The 22204-nt window shown below is 67.8% G+C and carries 23 protein-coding genes and 1 tRNA gene; 16 read left to right on the top strand and 8 right to left on the bottom strand.

All coding sequences use genetic code 11. The features are described from left to right. Positions 1-137 precede the first annotated feature (137 nt). The gene (locus tag JVH1_RS18105; protein WP_009476775.1) at positions 138-1442 is read right to left on the bottom strand and encodes a DUF3662 and FHA domain-containing protein; all 1305 of its coding nucleotides are present in this window, start codon (positions 1440-1442) and stop codon (positions 138-140) included. 255 nt (positions 1443-1697) lie between these two features. Between JVH1_RS18105 and JVH1_RS18100 the strand changes: the two genes are divergently transcribed. The 5 genes from JVH1_RS18100 (at position 1698) to JVH1_RS18080 (ending at position 4331) form a co-directional block, all read left to right on the top strand. After that, a tRNA-Leu gene (locus tag JVH1_RS18100) sits at positions 1698-1783 on the top strand. A gap of 282 nt (positions 1784-2065) precedes the next feature. After that, a complete protein-coding gene (locus tag JVH1_RS18095; protein WP_016884699.1) occupies positions 2066-2461 on the top strand; it encodes a DUF6292 family protein in 396 nt (131 codons plus the stop codon). Positions 2462-2515: 54 nt separating this feature from the next. After that, positions 2516-3169: a hypothetical protein gene (locus JVH1_RS18090; RefSeq protein ID WP_009476777.1), complete on the top strand. Its 654-nt coding sequence runs from the start codon at positions 2516-2518 to the stop codon at positions 3167-3169. Further along, complete coding sequence (locus tag JVH1_RS18085) at positions 3166-3627, top strand: RDD family protein (RefSeq protein ID WP_009476778.1); 462 nt, start codon at positions 3166-3168, stop codon at positions 3625-3627. The genes JVH1_RS18090 and JVH1_RS18085 overlap by 4 nt, the downstream gene beginning before the upstream one ends. Positions 3628-3647: 20 nt before the next feature. Then, on the top strand, positions 3648-4331 hold the full coding sequence (locus JVH1_RS18080; protein ID WP_043780314.1) for a helix-turn-helix domain-containing protein: 684 nt from the start codon (positions 3648-3650) through the stop codon (positions 4329-4331). Here JVH1_RS18080 and JVH1_RS18075 read toward each other — a convergent pair. Continuing rightward, positions 4321-4716 carry a VOC family protein gene (locus JVH1_RS18075; protein WP_029539739.1) on the bottom strand — a complete coding sequence of 132 codons (396 nt, stop codon included), beginning with the start codon at positions 4714-4716 and terminating at the stop codon, positions 4321-4323. The genes JVH1_RS18080 and JVH1_RS18075 overlap by 11 nt on opposite strands. A 111-nt stretch (positions 4717-4827) precedes the next feature. Between JVH1_RS18075 and JVH1_RS18070 the strand changes: the two genes are divergently transcribed. Continuing rightward, a complete protein-coding gene (locus JVH1_RS18070) occupies positions 4828-5223 on the top strand; it encodes an SRPBCC family protein (protein ID WP_192817846.1) in 396 nt (131 codons plus the stop codon). Positions 5224-5326: 103 nt separating this feature from the next. On the opposite strand, the gene JVH1_RS18065 is transcribed toward JVH1_RS18070, so the two are convergent. The 4 genes from JVH1_RS18065 to JVH1_RS18050 all read right to left on the bottom strand — a co-directional run bounded on the left by JVH1_RS18065 (position 5327) and on the right by JVH1_RS18050 (position 8995). Continuing rightward, entirely contained in the window at positions 5327-6094 is a 768-nt protein-coding gene (locus tag JVH1_RS18065) for a hypothetical protein (RefSeq protein WP_009476782.1), read from the bottom strand. Beyond that, complete coding sequence (locus JVH1_RS18060; RefSeq protein ID WP_009476783.1) at positions 6091-6756, bottom strand: hypothetical protein; 666 nt, start codon at positions 6754-6756, stop codon at positions 6091-6093. The genes JVH1_RS18065 and JVH1_RS18060 overlap by 4 nt, the downstream gene beginning before the upstream one ends. Positions 6757-6826: 70 nt before the next feature. Continuing rightward, positions 6827-7672: a hypothetical protein gene (locus tag JVH1_RS18055; protein WP_043780317.1), complete on the bottom strand. Its 846-nt coding sequence runs from the start codon at positions 7670-7672 to the stop codon at positions 6827-6829. Between the two features lie 300 nt (positions 7673-7972). After that, a complete protein-coding gene (locus tag JVH1_RS18050) occupies positions 7973-8995 on the bottom strand; it encodes an FAD-dependent oxidoreductase (protein WP_237735221.1) in 1023 nt (340 codons plus the stop codon). A gap of 54 nt (positions 8996-9049) precedes the next feature. Between JVH1_RS18050 and JVH1_RS18045 the strand changes: the two genes are divergently transcribed. The 5 genes from JVH1_RS18045 (at position 9050) to JVH1_RS18025 (ending at position 17545) form a co-directional block, all read left to right on the top strand. Beyond that, positions 9050-9598 (top strand): TetR/AcrR family transcriptional regulator, encoded by a 549-nt coding sequence (locus tag JVH1_RS18045; RefSeq protein WP_009476786.1) that lies wholly within the window; start codon positions 9050-9052, stop codon positions 9596-9598. A 306-nt stretch (positions 9599-9904) separates the two neighbouring features. Then, positions 9905-14533: a glutamate synthase large subunit gene (gene gltB / locus JVH1_RS18040; protein WP_009476787.1), complete on the top strand. Its 4629-nt coding sequence runs from the start codon at positions 9905-9907 to the stop codon at positions 14531-14533. After that, positions 14526-15977 (top strand): glutamate synthase subunit beta, encoded by a 1452-nt coding sequence (locus JVH1_RS18035; protein WP_009476788.1) that lies wholly within the window; start codon positions 14526-14528, stop codon positions 15975-15977. The genes gltB and JVH1_RS18035 overlap by 8 nt, the downstream gene beginning before the upstream one ends. Before the next feature lie 181 nt (positions 15978-16158). Beyond that, positions 16159-17073: a cutinase family protein gene (locus JVH1_RS18030; protein WP_009476789.1), complete on the top strand. Its 915-nt coding sequence runs from the start codon at positions 16159-16161 to the stop codon at positions 17071-17073. Between the two features lie 22 nt (positions 17074-17095). After that, on the top strand, positions 17096-17545 hold the full coding sequence (locus JVH1_RS18025; protein WP_083849797.1) for a thioesterase family protein: 450 nt from the start codon (positions 17096-17098) through the stop codon (positions 17543-17545). Positions 17546-17577: 32 nt separating this feature from the next. Here the strand turns inward: JVH1_RS18025 and JVH1_RS18020 are convergent, their stop codons facing one another. Then, on the bottom strand, positions 17578-18243 hold the full coding sequence (locus JVH1_RS18020; RefSeq protein ID WP_009476791.1) for a TetR/AcrR family transcriptional regulator: 666 nt from the start codon (positions 18241-18243) through the stop codon (positions 17578-17580). A 116-nt stretch (positions 18244-18359) separates the two neighbouring features. Here JVH1_RS18020 and JVH1_RS18015 point away from each other — a divergent pair, with 116 nt between their 5' ends. Both JVH1_RS18015 and JVH1_RS18010 read left to right on the top strand, forming a co-directional pair. Continuing rightward, positions 18360-18803, top strand: a complete 444-nt coding sequence (locus JVH1_RS18015) for a hypothetical protein (protein ID WP_009476792.1) — start codon at positions 18360-18362, stop codon at positions 18801-18803. A 1-nt stretch (position 18804) separates the two neighbouring features. Further along, complete coding sequence (locus tag JVH1_RS18010) at positions 18805-19644, top strand: SDR family oxidoreductase (RefSeq protein ID WP_009476793.1); 840 nt, start codon at positions 18805-18807, stop codon at positions 19642-19644. Between the two features lie 9 nt (positions 19645-19653). Here the strand turns inward: JVH1_RS18010 and JVH1_RS18005 are convergent, their stop codons facing one another. Further along, positions 19654-20562, bottom strand: a complete 909-nt coding sequence (locus JVH1_RS18005; protein ID WP_009476794.1) for an SDR family NAD(P)-dependent oxidoreductase — start codon at positions 20560-20562, stop codon at positions 19654-19656. A gap of 31 nt (positions 20563-20593) precedes the next feature. Here JVH1_RS18005 and JVH1_RS18000 point away from each other — a divergent pair, with 31 nt between their 5' ends. The 3 genes from JVH1_RS18000 (at position 20594) to JVH1_RS17990 (ending at position 22153) form a co-directional block, all read left to right on the top strand. After that, positions 20594-21091, top strand: a complete 498-nt coding sequence (locus JVH1_RS18000) for a hypothetical protein (RefSeq protein ID WP_009476795.1) — start codon at positions 20594-20596, stop codon at positions 21089-21091. Between the two features lie 61 nt (positions 21092-21152). Continuing rightward, on the top strand, positions 21153-21446 hold the full coding sequence (locus JVH1_RS17995) for a putative quinol monooxygenase (RefSeq protein ID WP_009476796.1): 294 nt from the start codon (positions 21153-21155) through the stop codon (positions 21444-21446). 11 nt (positions 21447-21457) lie between these two features. Beyond that, complete coding sequence (locus JVH1_RS17990) at positions 21458-22153, top strand: dienelactone hydrolase family protein (RefSeq protein ID WP_009476797.1); 696 nt, start codon at positions 21458-21460, stop codon at positions 22151-22153. Positions 22154-22204: the final 51 nt, after the last annotated feature.

Genomic DNA, 22204 nt, shown 5'->3' with positions numbered 1-22204 from the left:
TCCCCACCGTGTTACGTCCGACACGGGCTCCGACGCGATGTCGGTCGAGTATCGAAGCCGTCTCGGTTGGGTCTCGGTGAGGCAGTTCGGGGTCGGGTATCGGCGGAACCTACTCGGAGTCCTAACTCGGTGGTGCCTCAGAGGATTCGGACCAGAATCTCCGAATGACCCGCCCGGATGATGTCTCCGTCGGCCAGCTGCCAGTCCTGCACGGGGGCACCGTTGACGGTGGTGCCGTTGGTGGAGCCGAGGTCGGACAGCATCGCGACCTGGCCGTCCCAGCGAATGTCGATGTGGCGGCGCGACACACCGGTGTCGGGCAGGCGGAACTGTGCCTCCTGGCCGCGGCCGATGATGTTGTTGCCCTCACGAAGCTGGAAGTGGCGTCCGCTGCCGTCCTCGAGCTGCAGCGTGGCCGTGAACGTGTGGCCGTCGGGCGCGTAGGCCTGCTGCCCGTAGCCGCCCTGGTCGTAGTCGGCGTAGCCCTGCTGGTCGTACGCCTGCTGGTCGTAGCCACCCTGCTGGTAGCCGCCGCGGTCGTAACCCTGGTCGTAGCCCTGCGGCTGCTGGTACCCGGCCTCGGCGTAGGAACCGTCCGGGTAGCGGGCGGGAGCCCCCTGCTGGTCGTACGCCTGCGGGTCGTAACCCTGCTGGTAGCCACCCTGCTGGTAGTCGTAGCCGGCGTCCGCGGGCTGCTCGTAGCCGGGAGCCTGCGCACCCTGGTCGTACGCCTGGCCGTACGCGGCATCCTGGGGGTACCCGCCGCGCTGGTCGTCGGGGTACTGCTGCTGGTCGTAGCCGCCCTGCTGGTAGCCGCCGCGGTCGTAACCGTTCTGGTTGCCCTGCGGGTACCGCTGGTCCTGACCTGCATGGGCATGACCGTTGCGCGCGTACTGCGGGTCGGGATTGCGGTTGCCCGCTGGTTCGCGGCTGGGGTCGTAGCCTGAGTTCTGCGTCATGGGGCCAGCTCCTGGATTCGACGTGACGGGTACAAACGGTGCCTGTGGTCGCGGTGCGGGACCGCGTGGCGGTTCGGGTCGCCCCGGCGTGGCCGCACCTGGGCGGCCGGCATCCGGATCCACCGAACCCCGGGTGCGGAACTGCCCGGTGTGCAGTGAAGGCGACGGTTCGAACGCGACATGAATGGGACCATACGTCTGCCAGCCCTGGTCGCGAATGAAGTCTTCGAGGTGTCGGGCGAAGGCCTTGACCGTCAGGTCTCTGTCGGCTGCAAGTTCTTCGTGATCCGAGTTGTTGATGGCGATGACATAGCTGTTCGGCGCGAGCAGGTGCCCGCCGTCCAACTGCTGGATTCGGTCGGAGGCTTCCTGCTGAAGCGCGGCCTCCACCTCCTGCGGCACCACGCCGCCGCCGAAGACCCGGGCGAACGCGTCACCCACGGCTCCCTGGAGCTTCCGCTCGAAACGTTGAACTATCCCCATCGGAACCTCCTCACGGTGCCTGGCTGTCGGGTCTTCTGTCCTCGGTGCGTGGTGGCTGTGACGAGACATGTCCGTGTCGCGCCACTGCCGTGCGCGTATCCCACGGTACTGTCATTGCCTCGGGCCACGACACGGGTCTACGCCATTGCATGATATCGGTCTTTGTCTGGACGGGTGTTTTTGTAGCCTTTTCGGGCCCTGACCTGTACGAATCGTAATTTCTGGCGACCTCGTGTTAATGTTTCCGGGTCGCTCGGGCGAGTGGCGGAATGGCAGACGCGCTGGCTTCAGGTGCCAGTGTCCTTCGGGACGTGGGGGTTCAAGTCCCCCTTCGCCCACCACAAGCGATTCTTCGGAATCGCGACATCGAGGCCACGAACTCCACGAGTTCGTGGCCTTCGTGTTTTTCCCACAAGGAGTGTGGGGTGGTGTATCCCCACCCCAGGGTGGCTACCGGGCGCCCCGTCGCAGCCCGACGATGGAGTAGAAGCCTCGTCGCGAACCACCGGCTCTTTCCGGACCCGAACCAGTCCTCTCGGCGGTCCGTGACGAATGACTCGAGTGTGAACCTGCCGTCCGGCTTCTTCCGCTGGGTTTCTGCGAACGTCGAGAGTGGGTTGTGTATGAGCATCAGCCAGGTCCGGGCCACCAGCTCGGCGAATGTCGGTGAGTACGTCGGTTCCGTCGCGACGACGGTGGGTGCCCTGTCGGTCGACTGGTGGTGCACTCCCGCTTTCGACGCGGTCGTGACCCTTTCCTGCGAGATCCCCTACTACCGCGGCCGGAAGGCCGTGCTGGCCTGGAACCGCCACTTCGGGTGGTCGCTCGGGGTCCACGGACTCTCGCAGGGGAACGTGCTGGTGGTCGAGGGACTCGGGTTGGGACCGGCACCGGATCCCGCGCACTGCTCGGATCGGGTCGCCGAGTTGCTCACCGAACTCGCCGACTGGGCGCCCCGTCCGGCGTCCGGACAGCCCGCCCCGCGAATCGTGCACGGCCCCGGCGCGCCCCACGCCTGATCTATAAATCTGGAACCCGTGCGTCGCGGGCGCCGACCGGCTTGGATATCGAGTATGGACGGCAGGAGAGCCCCTGATCCGCTGCGCCTCGCGGCCGGCTTCGCCGCGACCACCGGCGGTGCGTTGCAGCGTGTGATCGGATTCGGCGTCGACACGGCGCGACTCCTGCCGGGAGTGGACCCGCTGCTGGTCACCCTCGAGGAACGCGGCACCCAGACGCTCCGCAGCGCCGACGAACTCGCGGATCGGGTGCTGCACGCAGTGCTGCGGAGAGTCGTGCAGGTCGCTCTTCAGGAGGTGGACCTCACCACGATCGTGCGTGATCACGTCGACCTGGACGTGGTCGCCGAAGGCATCGACATCCAGCGCATAATCGACCGCGTCGACGTGGATGCCATCGCCGCCCGAGTGGACATCCCGCAGATTCTCGATCGCGTGGACATCGACGCCGTCGCCGCGCGGATCGACGTGGATGCGATCGTCGACCGCGTCGACGTGGACTCCGTCATCGGGCGGGTCGATCTGGTGGTGCTCGCCGACACCGTGATCGAGGGCGTGGACCTGCCGCGCATCATCCGCGAGTCGACCGACTCGATGTCCAACGAGGCGGTCCGCGGGGTGCGGACCCAGGGCATGCAGGCCGACGACGCCGTCGCCGGGTTCGTGGGCAAGTTGTTCGGGCGCGGGCACGAACCGGACGATGCATGAGCACGCCGGCGCATCGCGCGGCCGGGATCGTCACCCGCGGTCTGGCAGCGGGCATCGACCTGGCGGTCGTCCTGGCCGTGATGGGCGGCATCTACGTCGGAGTGTTGTTCCTCCGGTTGCTGTTCTCGCCGCAGGAATTCTCGTTCCCCGATGCCAATGCCGTGCTCTCCGTGACCTTGTTCATCGGCGTGTCGGTGCTGTACCTGACGGCGTGCTGGGCCGTGAGCGGCCGCACCGTCGGTGCCGTGACGATGGGGCTGCGGGTGGTCAGCCGCAACGGTGAACTGATCGGCTGGCTGCGGGCCCTTCTCCGGGCGGTGCTGTGCGTGATGTTCGGGTTCGGATTGTTCTGGGCGGCAGTCGACGGCCGGCGGCGGTCACTGCAGGACATCCTGCTGCGGACCGCAGTCGTCTACGACTGGGAGCCGGATCTGCACGCCGTCGAGCCGGAGACCTGATGCCTGCCTAGCATGGGGTCATGTACGCGGAGCGGCGGTCGGTGTTCCCCGGCGCTGTGGTGTGGCAGAAGACCGCAGCCGGGGGTGAGGCGGCCATCCTGCCCGACGGTTGCATGGACCTCATCTGGATGGACGGTGACGTCGTCGTGGCCGGCCCCGACTCCCGGCCGTATCTGAACCGCAGCCGCGAGGGCGACCGCTACGTCGGATTACGCTGTTCCCCAGGATCTCTCCCGGATCTTCTGGCGACGCCGGCAGAGGAGCTGGCCAACCTTCGGGTGCCGCTCGCCGAGGTGCTGACGGACCGCGCCACCATGGATTTTCTCGGCAGGATCGCGGACGCCGCCGACCCCGGCCGGGTGCTCGAGGACTTCGCGAGGTCGCGCCGGATCCTCGGGCCGCCGCCGGACGGCCGGATCCCCGCGATCGTGCGACTTCTGGAGCAGCAGGCATCTGTCAGCGAGGTGGCGGACCGGATCGGTGTCGGCGAGCGCCAACTGCACCGCCTGTGCCGACGTCAGTTCGGTTACGGGCCGAAGATGCTGGCCCGGATCCTTCGGTTGCAATCGGCACTGGGGCTGGCGGGTGCTTCCATCCCCGCAGCTCAGGCGGCCGGCATGGCGGGGTTCGCCGATCAGGCCCACCTGATCCGTGAGGCACACGAGTTGACCGGCCGCACGTTCGGTCAGCTGGTCACGGTGTGAGCGCGGCAAATAGGTCGACGGGGTTGCCGTCGGGATCGTCGACGGTGGCGTAACGCTGTCCCCACGGTGCGTCCCACGGCTTCTTCCGACCGTTGTAGCCGTCGCCCGTGAACTCGTCGAACAGCGTGTCGACGTCGGCGGCGGTTCCGCAGTCGAAGGCGAGTGCGATGCGATGCCCGCCGGCGGGTTCGGTCCAGTCGGGTGTGAACGAGCGGATGGTCTCGACCGTGTCCCACAGCAGGCGGATCCCACCGGGAAACTCGAATTCGACGTGCGGCGCCTGATCGGCGTCGGCGGGAATGTCGAGTCCGAGCCGCCGGTAGAACGCGAGCGACGTGGGCAGATCGTGGACGACCAGTTCGATGGCACTGAATGTTGCGGTCATACCGAGAACGCTAACGACCTCAGGCGGACCCGCATTGAAGGTTTCGGACATCGAGCACCGGAGTCCGATTTCTTCAATCACCCGCGCGGTGGAACGGGGATGCTGGGAGTCATGACCACCGAATCAACCCATGTCAGTGTGTTCATCGCTCGGACCGCCGCCGACGTGTACGCCTACGCGGGCGACCCCGCCAACCTCCCCGCCTGGGCGGCCGGCCTGAGCACCAACATCACCCGGGACGGCGACCGCTGGCTCGCGGTCTCCCCGATGGGACAGGTCGCCGTGACCTTCGCACCCGCCAACGACTACGGCGTCCTCGACCACGACGTCACCCTCCCGGGCGGCGACACCGTCTACAACCCCGTGCGCGTCATCCCCGACGGCGACCACAGCGAAGTCGTCTTCACCATCCGGCGACGCGACGGCGTCACCGCCGAAGAATTCGCGCAGGACGCAGCAGCCGTCACCGCCGACCTACAGAGGTTGAAGGGGCTGCTGGAGGCGTGAGGGGGCGCGGGCCTTCGCGTTTGCACACCGATTGGTCAAACGCGCTGCAATTGCGGGTGCAGCTGACTGAATCGTGGGCGGATGTAGGTAAGTGGTCGCGATTTCAGACCCGTTCCGGACGACCTTCGACCACGGCCGACGCCGCCGCGGACACCCGGTCGTACGCCGCCCGGGTGTCCGGTCCCAGCCGGCTGTGATCGATGACGATCCCCATGCCCAGATGTTCGTCGTAGGGGATGGTCTCGACGCCCCACACCTGTCCGCCCAGGTACTCGCGGAGGAGGTCGACGTCCACCTGCCAGCCGGTGGCGTCCTGATTCGACACGGTGACGACGGTGCGGGCGAGCCCGGGTTCACCGAGCGTGTCACCGATCGACTGCAACGCGGAGCGGAGGCGGTTGAACGCGTCCGCCCGGCACGGCACGACGAGGACGATGGGCGACGGAGTAGCCAGCAGCGGCGCGAGGTACGCGGCACGCAACCGATGGCCGAGGTCGTGGACGGCACTCACTCCGCGAGCGCGCAGCGACTCTGTGAGAGTGTGGAATTCACCGTCCGACGCGGTCCGATTCCCGATGCGGCTCAGGATGCGGGTCCCGGCACTCGTGCGGGAGCAGTACCCGTCGAACACGTCGTCCGCGACGGGGCCGGCCGCCACCAGTTGCTCGAGGCCGCTCACGGAGAGCACGGCATCGGCGCCGCGTTCGGCGACGTCGCCGCCCGCAGGTGTCGCGTCGACGGCCACGACCGCGCCGCCGCGAGCTGCCGCGGTGTTGGCGAGCCCCAGCGTCGTCGTGGTTGCGCCGGCTCCGCCGCACGCCCCGAGGACGAGGGTGGACACCGGAAGTGCATGCAGCAGTTGGTCGGTCACTTCGCGTCTCCAATGGATGTGATGTACGTGCGACCGTCGCGGTCGGCGGTGGTCACGACCTGCTCGTACTTCTTCGTCGACCCGTCCGGACGCAGTTCCGACAGCGTCACCGCGTAGCGGCCGGGTTCGGTTTCGGTGATGGCGAGGCAGTGCTCGGTGCCCTCGGGCACCGACTCGATGCCGCCCTGGATGGACTCGGCGGATCCCAGCGGCGCGTCGGGGGCGACCACCTCGCGGGCTTTCGTGCCACTGCGTGCGACGTAGTACGCGTGGTCGAAGGCCAGGATCGCGGCGACGCCGTCGGACGTCCCGCCGGGACCGTTGCCGACAGCCGTCGAGCCGTCGCGGGATTCGACGCACCAGCCGGAATCTGTAGCGGCGACGGGAGTTCCGCTCGCATCATCGGACGTCGAGGCGAACGCGGCGACCACACCGGCGAGGACGGCGATCACCGCGGCGGCGCCCGCGACCACGAGCCTCTGATTACCGCGAACAGGTGGTGCGGGATCGGGCTCGGCGCCCGCGGTCAGCCACGTCGGAGCCGGGGGTTGCTGCTCGGGTTCCGCGGCGGGAGCCGTCGACCTCGGTGCCGGGGCCGACGCGAACGGCGGGAACCAGTGCGAGAAGCGGTCGAGGGGTGCCCCGCTCGGCGGTTCTGTCACAGTTGAATCCTCCACACTCATTCCCTCGCGCGGAGCCGACCCCGGGCGGGCTCCGCGCGAGGGATTCGGATCACACGTGCAGCGTCGCCTGGCTGCGCACGTTCACGCCGCCGATCGTGGTGGTGGCCGGACCGCTGTCGGTCGACTGCAGCTTCGGCAGTTGCGGTGCGGGCAGGGACGCGATCGTTCGAACCAGCTCCCCGAACGCCGGGTACCGGTGGGCCGCATCCGTGATCGCGGCGGCGACGGGTGTGACGTTTACGGGCGCAGACCAATTGGTGGGGTGCTCGGCGTGGGAATCGGCCGAGAACGCGGAGACGGTGGCCGCCGTCGGCGAGGACGGGTCGACGGCGATGCCCGCGGTGCCGGTGGCGTCGCCGACGCGCCAGTCGATGGTGCCGACGTAGCCCTCGGGGTTGCCGTACTGGCGTCCGTTGACGGCCACGGGCACCGCGCCGACCAGTGTGTCGACGGCGGCGTTCACCTCGACGACCGGCTTCGGCACCGGAAGTACGGGGGCGACGGGAGCCTGGTGTGCCCTCGGCATGTCGTCGGGGTCGATCCACACGGTCGCCGGCCGGGCGGCCGGTGCCTCGTCGACGGCTCCCTCGGCGGCGGGCGCTGCCAGGTCGGGAGCAGCAGGCACGACCGTCTCGACACCCGGCACCGCCAGCGGAGCCTGCGGGGGAGCGGGCGGTGCCGCGGCCGGAGCGGCCGGGTCGGTGACGCCCGGCTGCGACGTGGTGGGCGGTGTCGTCGGGACCGACACGCCGGGCTGCGACGTGGTGGGGGTGGCCGAGGGGTCGGTGACGCCCGGCTGCGACGTGGACGGCGGGGTGGTCGGAGCGGCGTGTGCCGGCGCGGCGCCGAGCAGTGCTGCGGCGGACACCGAAACAGCGGCTGCCAGAGCGTGCATGCGGATTCTCAAGTCTTTCACTCCCGAAGTCGAATGGACATGGTGATCGAACGGACTGGTGCTGACGAAGCAAACGCAAGAGTGGTGCAGTTCAGAGGCACCGAAAGAGGGAAGCGAGCACAGCAGAATGCCTCCACCGACCAGGTGGATGTGTTGTTTCCCCGATGAGATACGTCCGTGCTGCCGGCACACTGCCGCAGCCGTCGTCCACCGCCCCCATGACCGCCCCCGGTTCTTTCTCGTCCCCCTACCGCGGCAAAGTACCAGACGGGCAAGCGTTCCCGCGCCCCCGCATTCCGGTCAGGCCAGGCCCGCGGCCAGCTTCACCGACAGATCGCGCAGCGGACGGAGACGGCCGGTCATCGCGACGGAGGACATGGCGCGCGATCCACGCACCAGCCGCCGCGTCGCGGGCCGCCGCGCACGGTCGTACCCGCGCAGCGCGGTGTGAATGTCGGTGTCGGCGGTGAGGAATCGGCCGAGCGCGACCGCGTCGACGAGGGCCTCGCAGGCGCCCCGGCCGAGGTTCGGCGCCATCGCGTGGGCCGCGTCGCCGAGCAGGGCCGCGTTGCCCGACACGTACGACGGCAGCGCGGGCGACTCGTACAGGTCGTGGTGGAGCATCGCGTCGGGAGTGGCGGCATCCAGTACTGCCCGGACGTCTGCGTGCCAGTTCCCGAACCGTGACCGGAGGTAGTCGAGGCCGCCGGGGTGGCCTGCGTCGGTGCGGACGCACGCGAACCAGTTGACGAGATCGCCGTCGCGCGGGGTGATGCCGAAAAGTGCGTCCGTGTCCCAGGTTTCGCTGACGGTGTCGCGATGGCCGGGCACCCACCCGCGCCAGGCGGTCGCGCCTACGTACCGTGGCTCGAACTTCTCGCCGAACAGTTGTCGGCGGGTCGGGCTGCGCAGACCGTCCGCACCGATCACGACGTCGTGGTCCGTCAGCGCGTCGAGGGCGGGTGCCGGTGTGCCGAACGAGATCATGCCGTCGGGCAGGGCCTCGGCCAGTGTGGCCAGCAGGGCGGGCCGAGACAGCAGGTAGGCGGTGCGGTTGCGGTTGTCGATGGTGCCGATCACGGATCCGTCGGGGCGCAGGAGCGAACCGCGGTGCTGGGGTGATCCCAGCGTGCGAACCCGATCACCTGCGCCGATCGCGTCCAGCGCGTCGAGGGCCTGCGGCCACATGCCGAGTGCGGTGCCCGACGTGGGCAGGGTGTCGGCACGCTCGTAGACATCGACGTGCCAGCCGGCGCGGGACAGGTAGCGGGCGACGGCGAGTCCGCCGATGCCGCCGCCGAGGACTGCTGCGGAGTGCGTCACGACCACCAGGCTACTACGGGTGTAGTGAATTTACTACCGTTGTAGTGTCGGGGTATGGCAGACAAACGGGAGCAGGTGCTCGACGCCGCCATCGAGCTGCTCGGCACGAAAGGCGTCCGGGCTCTCACCCATCGGGGTGTCGACGAGCTGGTCGGAATGCCGCAGGGGTCGACGTCCAACTACTTCCGTAGCCGGGGCGCGCTGCTCGAGGGGATCGTCACACGGCTCGTCGAACGTGACCGGGAGGACTGGCAGAAGTTCGCGCACCTCCGGCCCGACAGCAGAGACGCACTGGTCGAGGCGCTGGTTGCCTTCGTGAATTTCTCCACTGGTCCGGACCGCGTGCGCACGAGTGCCCGCTACGCACTCTTCGTCGAGGCGTCCGTGACACCGGGCTTGGACGCGAAGATCGGGTCGGCGCGCCGAGTGCTCGTAGAATGGGGCGCGGACATGCTGGAACTCGTGGGATCGAGGAACCCGGCTTCCGACGCAGTGGTGATCACCGACTACCTGGACGGTGTAATCCTTCATCAACTCACCGTCCCGGATCTCGATTTCGATCCGACTGCGGGAATTACAGCGGTGCTCGGCGCGCTCACTTAACATGTACTCAGTGCAGTCGGACGAGGTCCGCCCTCGACAATGCCCAGTTCAGAGGGTGAATAGGCCAACCTAAGTTGTGTTTCGTCGGGGGTTCTGAATTATCGTTTTCGTTACACGTTGGACCCACGAAAGTCCGACCCGACCGAAAAGCCACGTCGCCCGGTGCGAGGACCACACCCAGCGTGCTGCAAAAGGGCGATAGCCGATCGGTGGTGCCGATCACGTCGTGACGGCACCTGCTTTGCAAGTTGATGGCCATCAGCGCTGCTGGTCGTCGGTGCATCTTTTGGCATACGAAGGCTAGGTATGAAGCAACTTCCAGGCCCCCAGGGGCTGTATCACCCGTCGAACGAGCACGATTCCTGTGGTGTCGCGTTCGTCGTGGACATGAAGGGCCGCCGCAGCAGGGACATCGTCGAGAAGGCGATCACCGCGCTGGTGAACCTCGAGCACCGTGGTGCCGCGGGCTCCGAACCCAACACGGGTGACGGCGCCGGCATCCTCCTCCAGGTCCCGGACAAGTTCTTCCGCGCCGTGGTCGACTTTCCGCTGCCCGCGGAAGGCACGTACGCCACCGGCATCGCGTTCCTGCCGCAGAGCAAGGCCGACGCGCAGCGCGCAGCCGACGCCGTCGAGAAGATCGTCGAGAGCGAGGGCCTGAAGGTCCTCGGCTGGCGTGAGGTCGCCACCGACGACTCGTCGCTCGGCGCACTGGCCCGCGACGCCATGCCGACGTTCCGGCAGATCTTCATCGGCAGCGAGAACGACGCCCTCACCGGACTCGACCTCGAGCGTCGCGCCTACGTGGTCCGTAAGCGCACCGAGCACGAGCTGGGCAGCGAAGGCGCCGGCAAGGACGGCCCCGGTCGCGAGACCGTGTACTTCCCGAGCCTGTCGAGCCAGACGTTCGTCTACAAGGGCATGCTGACCACCCCGCAGCTCAAGGGTTTCTACCTGGACCTGCAGGACGAGCGGCTCGAGTCGGCCCTCGGCCTCGTGCACTCGCGCTTCTCCACCAACACGTTCCCGTCGTGGCCGCTGGCCCACCCGTTCCGGCGCGTGGCCCACAACGGTGAGATCAACACCGTCACCGGCAACGAGAACTGGATGCGTGCCCGTGAGGCGCTCATCGACAGCGACATCTTCGGTGGGTCAGGAGAGGTTGGGCCCGGCAAGGATCGGCGCAGCCAGCTGGAGAAGATCTTCCCGGTCTGCACGAACGGCGCCAGCGACACCGCGCGGTTCGACGAGGTGCTCGAGATGCTGCACCTCGGTGGCCGCAGCCTGCCGCACGCCGTGCTGATGATGATCCCGGAAGCCTGGGAACGGCACGAGAGCATGGACCCCGCACGGCGGGCGTTCTACCAGTACCACTCGTCGCTCATGGAGCCGTGGGACGGACCGGCGTCGGTGTGCTTCACCGACGGCACCGTCATCGGCGCCGTCCTGGACCGCAACGGCCTGCGTCCCTCGCGCCTCTGGGTGACCGACGACGGCCTCGTCGTCATGGCCTCCGAGGTCGGCGTCCTGCCGATCGACCCCGCCACCGTCGTGAAGAAGATCCGGCTGCAGCCCGGCCGCATGTTCCTCGTCGACACGGCCGAGGGCCGCATCATCAGCGACGACGAGATCAAGTCGGAACTGGCCGCCGAGCACCCCTACCAGGAGTGGCTCGACCAGGGTCTGACCCACATGGACGACCTGCCGGACCGCCCGTACACGTACATGTCGCACGAACGCGTCGTGCTGCGTCAGCTGATGTTCGGGTACACCAACGAAGAGGTCAACCTCCTCGTCAAGCCGATGGCGCTCTCCGGCGCCGAGGCGCTCGGCTCCATGGGTACCGACACCCCGATCGCCGTGCTGTCCTCGCGGTCGCGGATGCTGTTCGACTACTTCTCGCAGCTGTTCGCGCAGGTCACGAACCCGCCGCTCGACGCCATCCGCGAGGAGGTCGTCACCAGCCTCGGCGGCACCATCGGTCCCGAGCACGACCTGCTGCACCCCACCGCGGAGTCCTGCCGGCAGATCTTCCTGCCGCAGCCGATCCTGCACAACGACGACCTGTCGAAGCTCATTCACGTCAACGACGACGGCGAATTCCCGAACTTCCGCAGCGTCATCGTCCGCGGTCTGTACCCGGTCGCGGAGGGCGGCGCGGGCCTGCGCAAGGCCCTCGACGACGTCCGCTACCAGGTGTCGGAGGCCATTGCCGGCGGTGCGCGCCTCGTCGTCCTGTCCGACCGTGAGTCGAACGAGACGTACGCGCCCATCCCGTCGCTGCTGCTGACGTCGGCCGTGCACCACCACCTGGTGCGTGAGAAGACCCGCACCAAGGTCGGCCTCATCGTCGAGGCCGGCGACGCCCGCGAGGTGCACCACATGGCGCTCCTCATCGGCTTCGGTGCGGCAGCGGTCAACCCGTACATGGCGTTCGAGACCGTCGACGAGGCGGTGCAGAACAACGAACTGCAGGGCGTCAGCCTCGACAAGGCCATCCAGAACTACATCAAGGCCGCGGGCAAGGGTGTGCTCAAGGTGATGTCCAAGATGGGCATCTCCACCCTGGCGTCCTACACCGGCGCTCAGCTGTTCCAGGTCATCGGCCTGTCGCAGGAACTGGTCGACGAGTACTTCACCGGCTTGCAGTCCAGCCTCGGCGGCATCGGTCTCGACCAGATCGCCGCCGATGTCGCGGTGCGCCACTCCAACGCGTACCTGGACCGTCCCGAGGAGCGCGCGCACCGCGAGCTCGAGGTGGGCGGCGAGTACCAGTGGCGTCGCGAGGGCGAGTACCACCTGTTCAACCCGGACACGGTGTTCAAGCTGCAGCACTCCACGCGCACCGGGCAGTACGAGGTGTTCAAGGAGTACACGAAGCTGGTCGACGACCAGTCCGAGCGCCTCGCAGCGTTGCGCGGCCTCTTCGAGTTCAAGAAGGGCGTGCGCGAGCCCGTCCCGCTGGACGAGGTCGAGCCCGCCACCGAGATCGTCAAGCGCTTCTCGACGGGTGCGATGAGCTACGGCTCCATCTCCGCCGAGGCGCACGAGACCCTCGCCATCGCCATGAACCGCCTCGGCGGCCGGTCCAACTCCGGTGAGGGCGGCGAGAGCCCGGCCCGCTTCACCCCGGACGAGAACGGCGACTGGCGGCGGTCCGCGATCAAGCAGGTCGCGTCGGGACGCTTCGGTGTCACGTCGCACTACCTGACCAACTGCACCGACATCCAGATCAAGATGGCGCAGGGAGCGAAGCCCGGTGAGGGCGGCCAGCTGCCGGCGCACAAGGTGTACCCGTGGGTGGCCGAGGTCCGGCACTCCACGCCCGGCGTCGGGCTGATCTCGCCGCCGCCGCACCACGACATCTACTCGATCGAGGATCTCGCGCAGCTGATCCACGACCTGAAGAACGCCAACCCGCAGGCGCGGATCCACGTGAAGCTGGTGTCCGAGGTCGGTGTCGGCACCGTCGCCGCCGGTGTGTCGAAGGCACACGCGGACGTCGTGCTGATCTCCGGTCACGACGGTGGCACCGGTGCCACCCCGCTGACGTCGATGAAGCACGCGGGCGCCCCGTGGGAGCTCGGCCTCGCCGAGACCCAGCAGACGCTGCTGCTCAACGGTCTGCGCGACCGCATCGTCGTGCAGGTCGACGGCCAGCTCAAGACGGGCCGCGACGTCATGGTCGCCGCGCTGCTCGGCGGCGAGGAGTTCGGTTTCGCGACCGCTCCGCTGGTGGTGTCGGGCTGCATCATGATGCGGGTCTGTCACCTCGACACCTGCCCCGTGGGTGTCGCCACGCAGAACCCGGTTCTGCGCAAGCGGTTCAGCGGCAAGCCGGAGTTCGTGGAGAACTTCTTCCTCTTCATCGCCGAAGAGGTGCGAGAGCTCCTCGCCGAGCTCGGCTTCCGCACCCTCGACGAAGCCGTCGGACAGGTCGACGTCCTCGACACCACGAAGGCGCTCGAGCACTGGAAGGGCAGCAAGGCCGGCAACCTCGACCTGTCGCCGATCCTGCACGAGACCGAGTCGGCGTTCATGGACCAGGACCTGTACTGCACAGGCACCCAGGACCACGGCCTCGACAAGGCACTCGACCAGCAGCTGATCGTCCAGAGCCGCAACGCTCTCGACAAGGGCCAGAAGGTCACGTTCGAGTCGCCGATCACCAACGTCAACCGCACGGTCGGCACCATGCTCGGCCATGAGGTGACGAAGGCGTACGGCGGCGAGGGCCTGCCGGACAACACGATCGACATCACGTTCACCGGTTCGGCCGGTAACAGCTTCGGTGCGTTCGTCCCCAAGGGCATGACTCTGCGCCTGCACGGCGATGCCAACGACTTCGTCGGCAAGGGCCTGTCCGGTGGACGCCTCGTGGTGCGTCCGCCGCTGGAGACCGCCCCCGGCTTCGTCGCCGAGGACAACATCATCGGCGGCAACGTGATCCTGTTCGGTGCCACGAGCGGTGAGGCTCTGCTCCGCGGTGTCGTCGGCGAGCGATTCGCGGTCCGCAACTCCGGCGCCACCGCGGTGGTGGAGGGAGTCGGCGACCACGGTTGCGAGTACATGACCGGCGGAAAGGTCGTCATCCTCGGTGCGACGGGACGTAACTTCGGCGCCGGCATGTCCGGTGGTGTCGCGTACGTCTACAACCCGGACAAGGTGTTCGAGGACAACCTCAACACGGAACTGGTGGATCTCGAGGACCTGACGGGTGACGACTTCACCTGGCTGAAGTCCGCCATCGAGCGTCACCGCGACGAGACGGGCTCGGAGGTTGCCGCGCGCATCCTGTCCGACTGGTCGCAGCAGGTCAACCATTTCGCGAAGGTGATGCCCCGCGATTACAAGAAGGTGCTCTTGGCCATCGAGGCCGCGAAGAAGGATGGAAAGAACGTGGACGAGGCAGTGATGGAGGCAGCTCGTGGGTGATCCAAGCGGCTTCCTGAAGCACACGTCACGCGAACTTCCGGTTCGCCGGCCGGTGCCGTTGCGCCTGCTCGACTGGAACGAGGTCTACGAGGAGTTCTCGCCGGACACCCTGAAGACTCAGGCCAGCCGGTGCATGGACTGCGGTATCCCGTTCTGCCACAACGGCTGTCCGCTGGGGAACCTGATTCCCGAGTGGAACGACCTGGTGTACCGGGACCGGTGGCACGACGGCATCGAGCGTCTGCACGCGACCAACAACTTCCCGGAGTTCACCGGGCGGCTGTGCCCCGCACCCTGTGAGGCGTCGTGCGTCCTGGGCATCAACCAGGACCCCGTCACCATCAAGCAGGTCGAGGTCGAGCTCATCGACCGCGCCTTCGACGAGGGCTGGGTCAAGCCGGTGCACCCGACGCGGTCGACGGGCAAGAAGGTCGCCGTCGTCGGTTCCGGTCCCGCGGGTCTCGCTGCAGCGCAGCAGCTGACGCGCGCCGGGCACATGGTCACCGTGTTCGAGCGGGCCGACCGCATCGGCGGGCTCCTGCGGTACGGCATCCCCGAGTTCAAGATGGAGAAGCGGCACATCGATCGCCGTCTCGACCAGATGAACTCCGAGGGCACCGTCTTCAAGACGGGTGTCAACGTGGGTGTCGACATCACCGCGGACGCACTGCGCGAGCAGTTCGACGCCGTGGTCCTGGCCGGCGGTGCCACCGAGGCCCGCGACCTGCCGATCCCCGGCCGCGAGCTGGACGGCATCCATCAGGCGATGGAGTTCCTGCCGATCGCCAACCGCGTGCAGCTCGGCGACCTGGAGAAGCCGACCATCACCGCGGAGGGCAAGAAGGTCGTCATCATCGGCGGCGGCGACACCGGCGCGGACTGCCTGGGCACCTCGCACCGTCAGGGTGCCGAGAGCGTTCACCAGTTCGAGATCATGCCGAGACCGCCCGAGACCCGCGCCGAGCACACCCCGTGGCCGACGTACCCGCTGATGTACCGGGTCGCGTCCGCGCACGAGGAGGGCGGCGAACGCCTCTTCTCCGTGAACACGGAACGGTTCGTCGGTGTCGACGGCAAGGTGACCGCACTGAAGGCCCACGAGGTCGAGATGAAGTCGGGTCGCTTCGAGAAGGTGGAGGGCTCGGACTTCGAGCTCGAGGCCGACCTCGTGCTGCTGGCGATGGGCTTCGTCGGACCCGAGAAGCCTGGCCTGCTCACCGATCTCGGCGTCGACCTCAACGAGCGCGGCAACGTCGCCCGCTCCGCGAAGTGGGCCACCAACGTCGACGGCGTCTTCGTGGCCGGCGACATGGGACGTGGTCAGTCGCTGATCGTGTGGGCCATCGCCGAGGGTCGCTCCGCGGCCGCCGCGGTCGATGCGTACCTCGAGGGCGAGTCGGCGCTGCCGTCTCCGATCGAGACCACCACCGCCCCGCAGCGGTAGCTGTAACTGCTCGTACAATCCGCACCCCGGTAGGTTTTCCTACCGGGGTGTCGGTTTATCGTGCGGGGGTCACGTTCGGTCGGTAACGTTCATTTACCGATCGTGCATCTTTAGGTCACGTCGCCCTGGCAGCATCCCGTCTGCAGGACGGCGAAGGGGAGAACAGGTTGAGGCCATGGCAATGAAACGGGTTATTGCATTTCTGACCGCAGTGGCTGCTGCGGCAGCCATCCCGGTGGTATCGGGTGTGGTGGGCACGAGCGCAGTAGCGAACGCGGACCCCTGCCCGAGTCTGTACGTGGTCGCGATTCCGGGGACGTGGGAAACGTCCACCAAGGACAATGTCAGGCCGACGCCGGGTCTGCTGTCCGCGGTGACGAATGGTCTGCCGTCGTCGATCCGCACCGACTACGTCACGTACGCCGCCACGGCCTTCCCGTGGGAGTCCGAGGTGTACGGGCGCTCGAAGGCGCAGGCGGTCAGCAATGCCAAGGGCATGCTGTCGTCGATGTCGCAGCAGTGCCCCGACACCAAGCTGTCGATCATCGGTTACAGCCAGGGCGCCGACGCCGCAGGTGATCTCGCTGCGGAGATCGGCACCGGCCTCGGTGTCGTCCCCGCCGACAAGATCGCGGCCGTCGGACTCGTCTCCGATCCGCGGCGGTCGCCGACCGACGCCCTCGTCGGACCTCCCGTCGCCGGCAGCGGCGCCGGTGGTCCCCGCATCGGCGGGTTCGGCTGGGTCAGCCAGAACACTCGGACCTTCTGCGCGTACGGCGACCTGTACTGCTCCACGCCGAAGGAAGACTTCGTGACCAGGCTCGCCGGATTCCTCGCACAGACGTCGGATCCGACGCCGACGCTGTTCGGCCGCTACCAGCAGGAAGCGCTCGCGATCTGGAACGACATCCTCGCTGTCGGCGGTGTGCCGGCCCTGATGGCTCAGCTGGACGAGCAGTCCAACGAGAGGCGCATCGACGAGTTGGAGCAGTTCTACAAGTCGCAGGCTCACCAGGACTACACCCGCTACGCCGTCGACGGATCGGGCACGCCCGCCACGGCGTGGCTGAGGAACTGGTTGCGCGACATCGCGTGAGTTCGGCCGACGGCGGCAGGGGATGATGTCCGACGTGACTGACACCCCTGCCGCCGTCGTCGGCTACGACGCCTTCGTGACCGTCCGGTGGTCCGACATGGACGCCTTCCAGCACATCAACCATGCGCGGATGGTGACGTTGCTCGAGGAGGCCCGGATCGACTGGCTGCTCAGCGAGGGCAGTGAGAACTCGTCGCTCATCACGAGCGCATTCATCGCCGACATCCACGTGAAGTACCGGGGACAGTTGCGGCACTCCGACAGTCCCCTGCGGATCACGATGTGGATCGCGAAACACCGGGCGGTCGACTTCACCATCGGTTACGAGGTGCGGGGTGCGCGTACTCCGATCACCGACCCGCCCGCCGTCACCGCCACCACTCAGATGGCCGTCGCGGATGTCGATGCCCAGCGGCTACGCCGCATCACCGCCACCGAGCGCGAGTACCTGACCCGCTGGTCCCGCACGTGAGTGCGAAAGTGTGTTCCGGCACGCTTTCCCACTCACGTGCGGAGGTCGTCGGGGGCCGGTAGGGGACTGTCCGGGTCGAGGACCGCGCCGCGGCTGCGCATCGTGGTGTCGACCAGCGCCCACGCCCACGCGGCCAGCTGTTCGGTCAACGCGCCGACGTCGGTGCCGCCCGGGCGGTCGATCCACTCGGCGGACACCGACTCGACCACCCCGATCAGCGCATTGGCCAGTGGTGTCGCGGTGGCGGCGGCGCCGAGGGCGTCCAGGTAGGGGTGGAGCATGTCGGAGACCGCGGTGCTGATGGCCCGCCGCACCTCTCCGGCCGCGGGGGAGAACGACGTCAGGTAGCGGTACAGGTTGGCGTGTTCGGTGACCCAGTCGAGGTGGGTGCGGGCGGCGCGGGTGAGGATGGCGCGCGGTGCGCCGTCGACGGTGATCACGGGCGCGTATTCGAGGAGCATCATCGCCGCGACCCGCCGAGCGACGGCGTTCTTGAGGTCGGTGCTGTCGTCGAAGTGCCGGTAGATGCGGGTTCGCGCGACCTCGGCGTACACGGCCATCGTTGCGACCGACACGTCGGGGCCTTCTTCGTCGATGGCGACGAGTGCTCGTTCGACGAACTCCGAGCGCCGCTTCTCGCGTTGGCCGCGCCACCGGGCAGCGCGCCCGTCACCGGCGTCTTGCTGGGGTTTCGTCATCGAATCGAATCGTAGTCTTCCCTGTCGCTGCGTTTCCGTATACCGTCGACAGTATGCGGTACATCGATGTACCACACACTCTTCGCCTCGGACGTCGACACGTTGGGATATCCGTCTTGTCCATTCAGCTCTGCCTGTCCGGCCCCCGCAGCCCCGGGCGTTCGCCGATCGGCTTACGCAGCACCACGGTCATCGTCGTTCCGCCCGCGATGGCGTTCGAGTACCTCGGTGATCCGGACACCGTGGCCGGTGCGATCTCGCTGCCGTCCCGCGCCCGGGTGGTCGCGTCGGATCCGGGCCGCCGGCTCGTCGTCGAGGCCGATCACGGCGTGCACGGATCGGTCTGGACATTCGACGCGCTCAGCCCGGACGAAACGGCGCTCACCGTCGACTTCCGCTACCACCGTCCCGGCAGACCGGCCGGACAACTGCTCGGCGGTGTGGCCGCACCGGTGGTGTGGCAGGCGCTGCGACGCGCACAGGTGACGTTGAAGCACCGGATCGAAACCCTCTACCACGAGCCCGCCGACCCGGCCGGTGTCGATCGAAGGAGAGCATGACGTGGCATTCTCGGCAGCGGGCAAGACGGTCCTGATCACCGGGGCGGCAATGGGGATGGGACGTCTCTTCGCCCGCCTCGCCGCCGCCGACCACGCGGGCACGGTGGTGTTGTGGGACATCGACGCCGACGCGCTCGAATCCACGGCGCAGGAAGTGCGCGAATCGGGGTGCACCGTCAGCGCACACGTCGTCGACGTCGCCGACCTCGATTCCGTCCGCGCGGCGGCCGCCGAGGTGCGGGGTGCGTTCGGTCGTCCCGACGTGCTCGTCAACAACGCCGGTGTGGTGCGCGGCAAGTACTTCTGGGATCACGACCACGAGTCGGACACGAAATTCGTGATGGACGTCAACACACTCGCGCCGATGTACGTGACCAACGAGTTCCTGCCCGCCATGATCGAGGACCGCGGCCGGGACTGCCGCATCGTGAACATCGCCTCGGCCGCGGGGACCGTGGCGACACCGAGGATGGCCGTCTATGCGGCGTCGAAGTGGGCTGTCCTGGGCTGGAGCGATTCGCTGCGACTCGAACTGGTCCAGGCCGGTCACGGGCACGTCAAGGTCACCACCGTGTGCCCGAGCTACATCTCCACCGGCATGTTCGACGGTGTGAAGAATCCCCTGTTCGCCCCGATCCTCAGCCCGGAGGACGTCACGGCCCGGTCCTGGCGGGCGATGAAACAGGGGAAGCCGCTGCTGATGCTGCCGCGGTCGCTGTATCTGTCGCGGGTGGCGAAAGCCGTCCTGCCCGTACGTGCCTGGGACCGTCTGGCCGACCGGCTCGGTGTGTACCACAGCATGGACGCCTACACCGGCCGGGTGCAGGCCCCCACCCCCTGACGGTTCGGATCAGCCGAGGTCGAAGCGGGCGCCGAGCCGCATGCTGCCCGGGGCCAGGCGGCTCATCGCCCGCCCGAACTTGGCCTCGGGCGTGACGGGGACGACGGCCTTGTTGTGCTTGACGGCCCTCACGATCTGCGTCGCCACCCGGTCAGGGGTGAAACCGCGTCTGCGGTAGAGCTTGTCGGCCCGGTCCCGCATCTTCGCCTGGTCCTCCGGTGTGGCTCCGGCGAAGTCGGTGGCCTTGACGATGTTGGTGTGGACAAGTCCGGGACAGATCGCGCTGACGCCGATGCCGTGATTCACCAATTCCGCACGGAGACAGTCCGACAGCATGAACACCGCGGCCTTGCTCGTCGCGTACGCGGTGAGCCGCTTCTGCGGCGTGAAGGCCGCGGCGGAGGACAGGTTGACGATGTGCCCACCGGTTCCGCGGTCGATCATCTGCTGGGAGAACGCGCGAGAGCCGTAGACGACACCCCAGAAATTCACGTCCATCACCCGCTCGAAATCCTTCTGCGGGGTCTTCGTGAACGTGCCCGAGTATCCGATCCCGGCGTTGTTGACCACGATGTCGGGGGTGCCGTGCTCGGCCTGCACCTGCTCCGCGAAGCGCTGCACCTCGTCCTCCACCGCGACGTCCACCCGATAGGCGTGGGAGCCGCCACCGAAGATGGCCACCGCACCACCGCCCTTCATCTGGGCGGAGTTGATGAGATCGGAGGTCTGCTGCGCGGATTCGAGATCGCGGTCGGCGACCACCACGACGGCACCCTCGGACGCGAACGCCAGCGCCGTCTCGCGGCCGATCCCGCTGCCACCGCCGGTGATCACGACGAGGGTGCCGTCGAGGTCCCGCAGGCGGTGATGCTTCCGCGAACCGCTGCGCCAGCCCCTGACTTCGCCGAGAAGATTCATGTGACCATCTTGTCCGAGTACGGTCGTTTGTGTGCTGATCTGGTACGTCAGCTATGGATCGAACATGGCGACGACGCGTCTGACCTGCTACCTGCGTGGTGGTTGCCCGGCCGGGGGCAACCTCGTGCACGCGGGTGCCCGCGACGGGAGCGCCCCGCGCGAGTCGATACCGGTGGTGATACCCGGCTCGGTGTTCTTCGCGGGAGAGTCGCGGATCTGGGGCGGCGGCCGCGCGTTCTACGACCCCGACGCGCCCGGCTCCGTCGCGGCCCGCGCATTCCTGGTGACACAGGAACAGTTCGAGGACATCCACGCGCAGGAACCCGCCTGCTACGACCGTCTCGTCACTCTCGGCTCCCGCAACGGTGTCCCCATGTGCACGTTCACCACCCGGGCCCGCGGTGACGTCGTCGCCCGGAACGCGCCGGCGCCCGCCTATCTCGCGACCATCGCGGACGGTCTCCGTGAAGCGCACGGCTGGGACGAACCGAAGGTCGCCGATTATTTGACGCGACTTCGGGTTTCCTAGCCGACCCAACTGTGCTTACGTGAGACGGGCCACACGAGGTGGCGTTCACGAAAGGGAGTCGATGTCCGATCTGCATGTCGTAGCGACCATTCCTGCCAAGCCCGGTTCCGAGGACACCGTCCGCGGCGGACTGTCCGCGCTGGCCGCGGAGAGCCGCAAGGAAGAGGGCTGCATCTCGTACGAGGTGTTCGAATCAGCCGCGGTCGCGGGAACCTTCGTCACCGTCGAGGTGTGGACCGGTCAGGAGGCGGTCGACGCGCACATGAAGTCGCCGCACTTCCAGGCCGCGCTCGGGACGTTCGGTGAGCACCTCGCCGGGGCACCGGCGATCCACCCGCTGAAGCCGGTTTCCTAGAGTCGTAGTTCGTGACCACACCACTCACCAGCATCACCCCCGAAGGTCCCGTCCGCGGCGGTGTAGTCGTGATCCAGGAGGCGTTCGGCGTCACCGGGCACATCGTCGACGTCTGCCGTCGTTTCGCCGACGCCGGATACCACGCGGTCGCGCCGCACCTGTTCCACCGGAGCGGCGATCCGGTGCTGGAGTACGACGACATGACGTCGGCGATGTCGTTGATCGGTGAGCTCACCGCTGCGCACATCGACGAGGACGTCGACGGGGCCGTCGCGGCTCTGTCGGCGGCCTCGATCGACCCGCGGAACACCGCGATCGTCGGATTCTGCATGGGCGGAACGGTCGCGTTCCACACGGCGGCGCGCCTCGAACTCGGGGCGGCGGTGAGTTTCTACGGCGGTGGCGTCGCGAAGGGACGATTCGGATATCCGTCGCAACTCGACGTCGCCGGGCAGCTCCGAACGCCGTGGCTCGGCCTGTTCGGCGACCGCGACAAGGGGATTCCGACCGAGGAAGTCGAGGAGTTGCGTGACGCGGTCGCGCACGCCCCGGTCGACACCGAGATCGTCCGCTACGCCGAGGCCGAACACGGCTTCCACTGCGACGACCGTCCTGCGGTGTTCAACGAGGCGGCCGCCCGGGACGGTTGGGCTCGAACGCTGCAGTGGTTCGGCGCCCACGTCGACGTTGCCGCCGGAACCGACTGACCGCGGCCGGATCACCGCGACCGGGCGGTCGCGTGTTTGTACGCCGACGCT

Source organism: Rhodococcus sp. JVH1, assembly GCF_000280725.2.
In the GTDB taxonomy this organism is placed as follows: Bacteria; Actinomycetota; Actinomycetes; order Mycobacteriales; family Mycobacteriaceae; genus Rhodococcus_F; species Rhodococcus_F jostii_A.
The sequence above is the reverse complement of the archived record's forward strand: the minus strand, read 5'-3'. Positions and strand labels throughout refer to the sequence as shown.

Coding starts and splice junctions, on each gene's coding strand:
- JVH1_RS18085 (WP_009476778.1), top strand. CDS start 3,166: ATGAGCACGCCGGCGCATCGCGCGGCCGGGATCGTCACCCGCGGTCTG.
- JVH1_RS18005 (WP_009476794.1), bottom strand. CDS start 20,562: ATGAATCTTCTCGGCGAAGTCAGGGGCTGGCGCAGCGGTTCGCGGAAG.
- JVH1_RS18105 (WP_009476775.1), bottom strand. CDS start 1,442: ATGGGGATAGTTCAACGTTTCGAGCGGAAGCTCCAGGGAGCCGTGGGT.
- JVH1_RS18070 (WP_192817846.1), top strand. CDS start 4,828: ATGACCACCGAATCAACCCATGTCAGTGTGTTCATCGCTCGGACCGCC.
- JVH1_RS18080 (WP_043780314.1), top strand. CDS start 3,648: ATGTACGCGGAGCGGCGGTCGGTGTTCCCCGGCGCTGTGGTGTGGCAG.
- JVH1_RS18090 (WP_009476777.1), top strand. CDS start 2,516: ATGGACGGCAGGAGAGCCCCTGATCCGCTGCGCCTCGCGGCCGGCTTC.
- JVH1_RS18020 (WP_009476791.1), bottom strand. CDS start 18,243: ATGACGAAACCCCAGCAAGACGCCGGTGACGGGCGCGCTGCCCGGTGG.
- JVH1_RS18045 (WP_009476786.1), top strand. CDS start 9,050: ATGGCAGACAAACGGGAGCAGGTGCTCGACGCCGCCATCGAGCTGCTC.
- JVH1_RS18055 (WP_043780317.1), bottom strand. CDS start 7,672: ATGCACGCTCTGGCAGCCGCTGTTTCGGTGTCCGCCGCAGCACTGCTC.
- JVH1_RS17995 (WP_009476796.1), top strand. CDS start 21,153: ATGTCCGATCTGCATGTCGTAGCGACCATTCCTGCCAAGCCCGGTTCC.
- JVH1_RS18030 (WP_009476789.1), top strand. CDS start 16,159: ATGAAACGGGTTATTGCATTTCTGACCGCAGTGGCTGCTGCGGCAGCC.
- JVH1_RS18095 (WP_016884699.1), top strand. CDS start 2,066: ATGAGCATCAGCCAGGTCCGGGCCACCAGCTCGGCGAATGTCGGTGAG.
- JVH1_RS18025 (WP_083849797.1), top strand. CDS start 17,096: ATGATGTCCGACGTGACTGACACCCCTGCCGCCGTCGTCGGCTACGAC.
- gltB (WP_009476787.1), top strand. CDS start 9,905: ATGAAGCAACTTCCAGGCCCCCAGGGGCTGTATCACCCGTCGAACGAG.
- JVH1_RS18075 (WP_029539739.1), bottom strand. CDS start 4,716: ATGACCGCAACATTCAGTGCCATCGAACTGGTCGTCCACGATCTGCCC.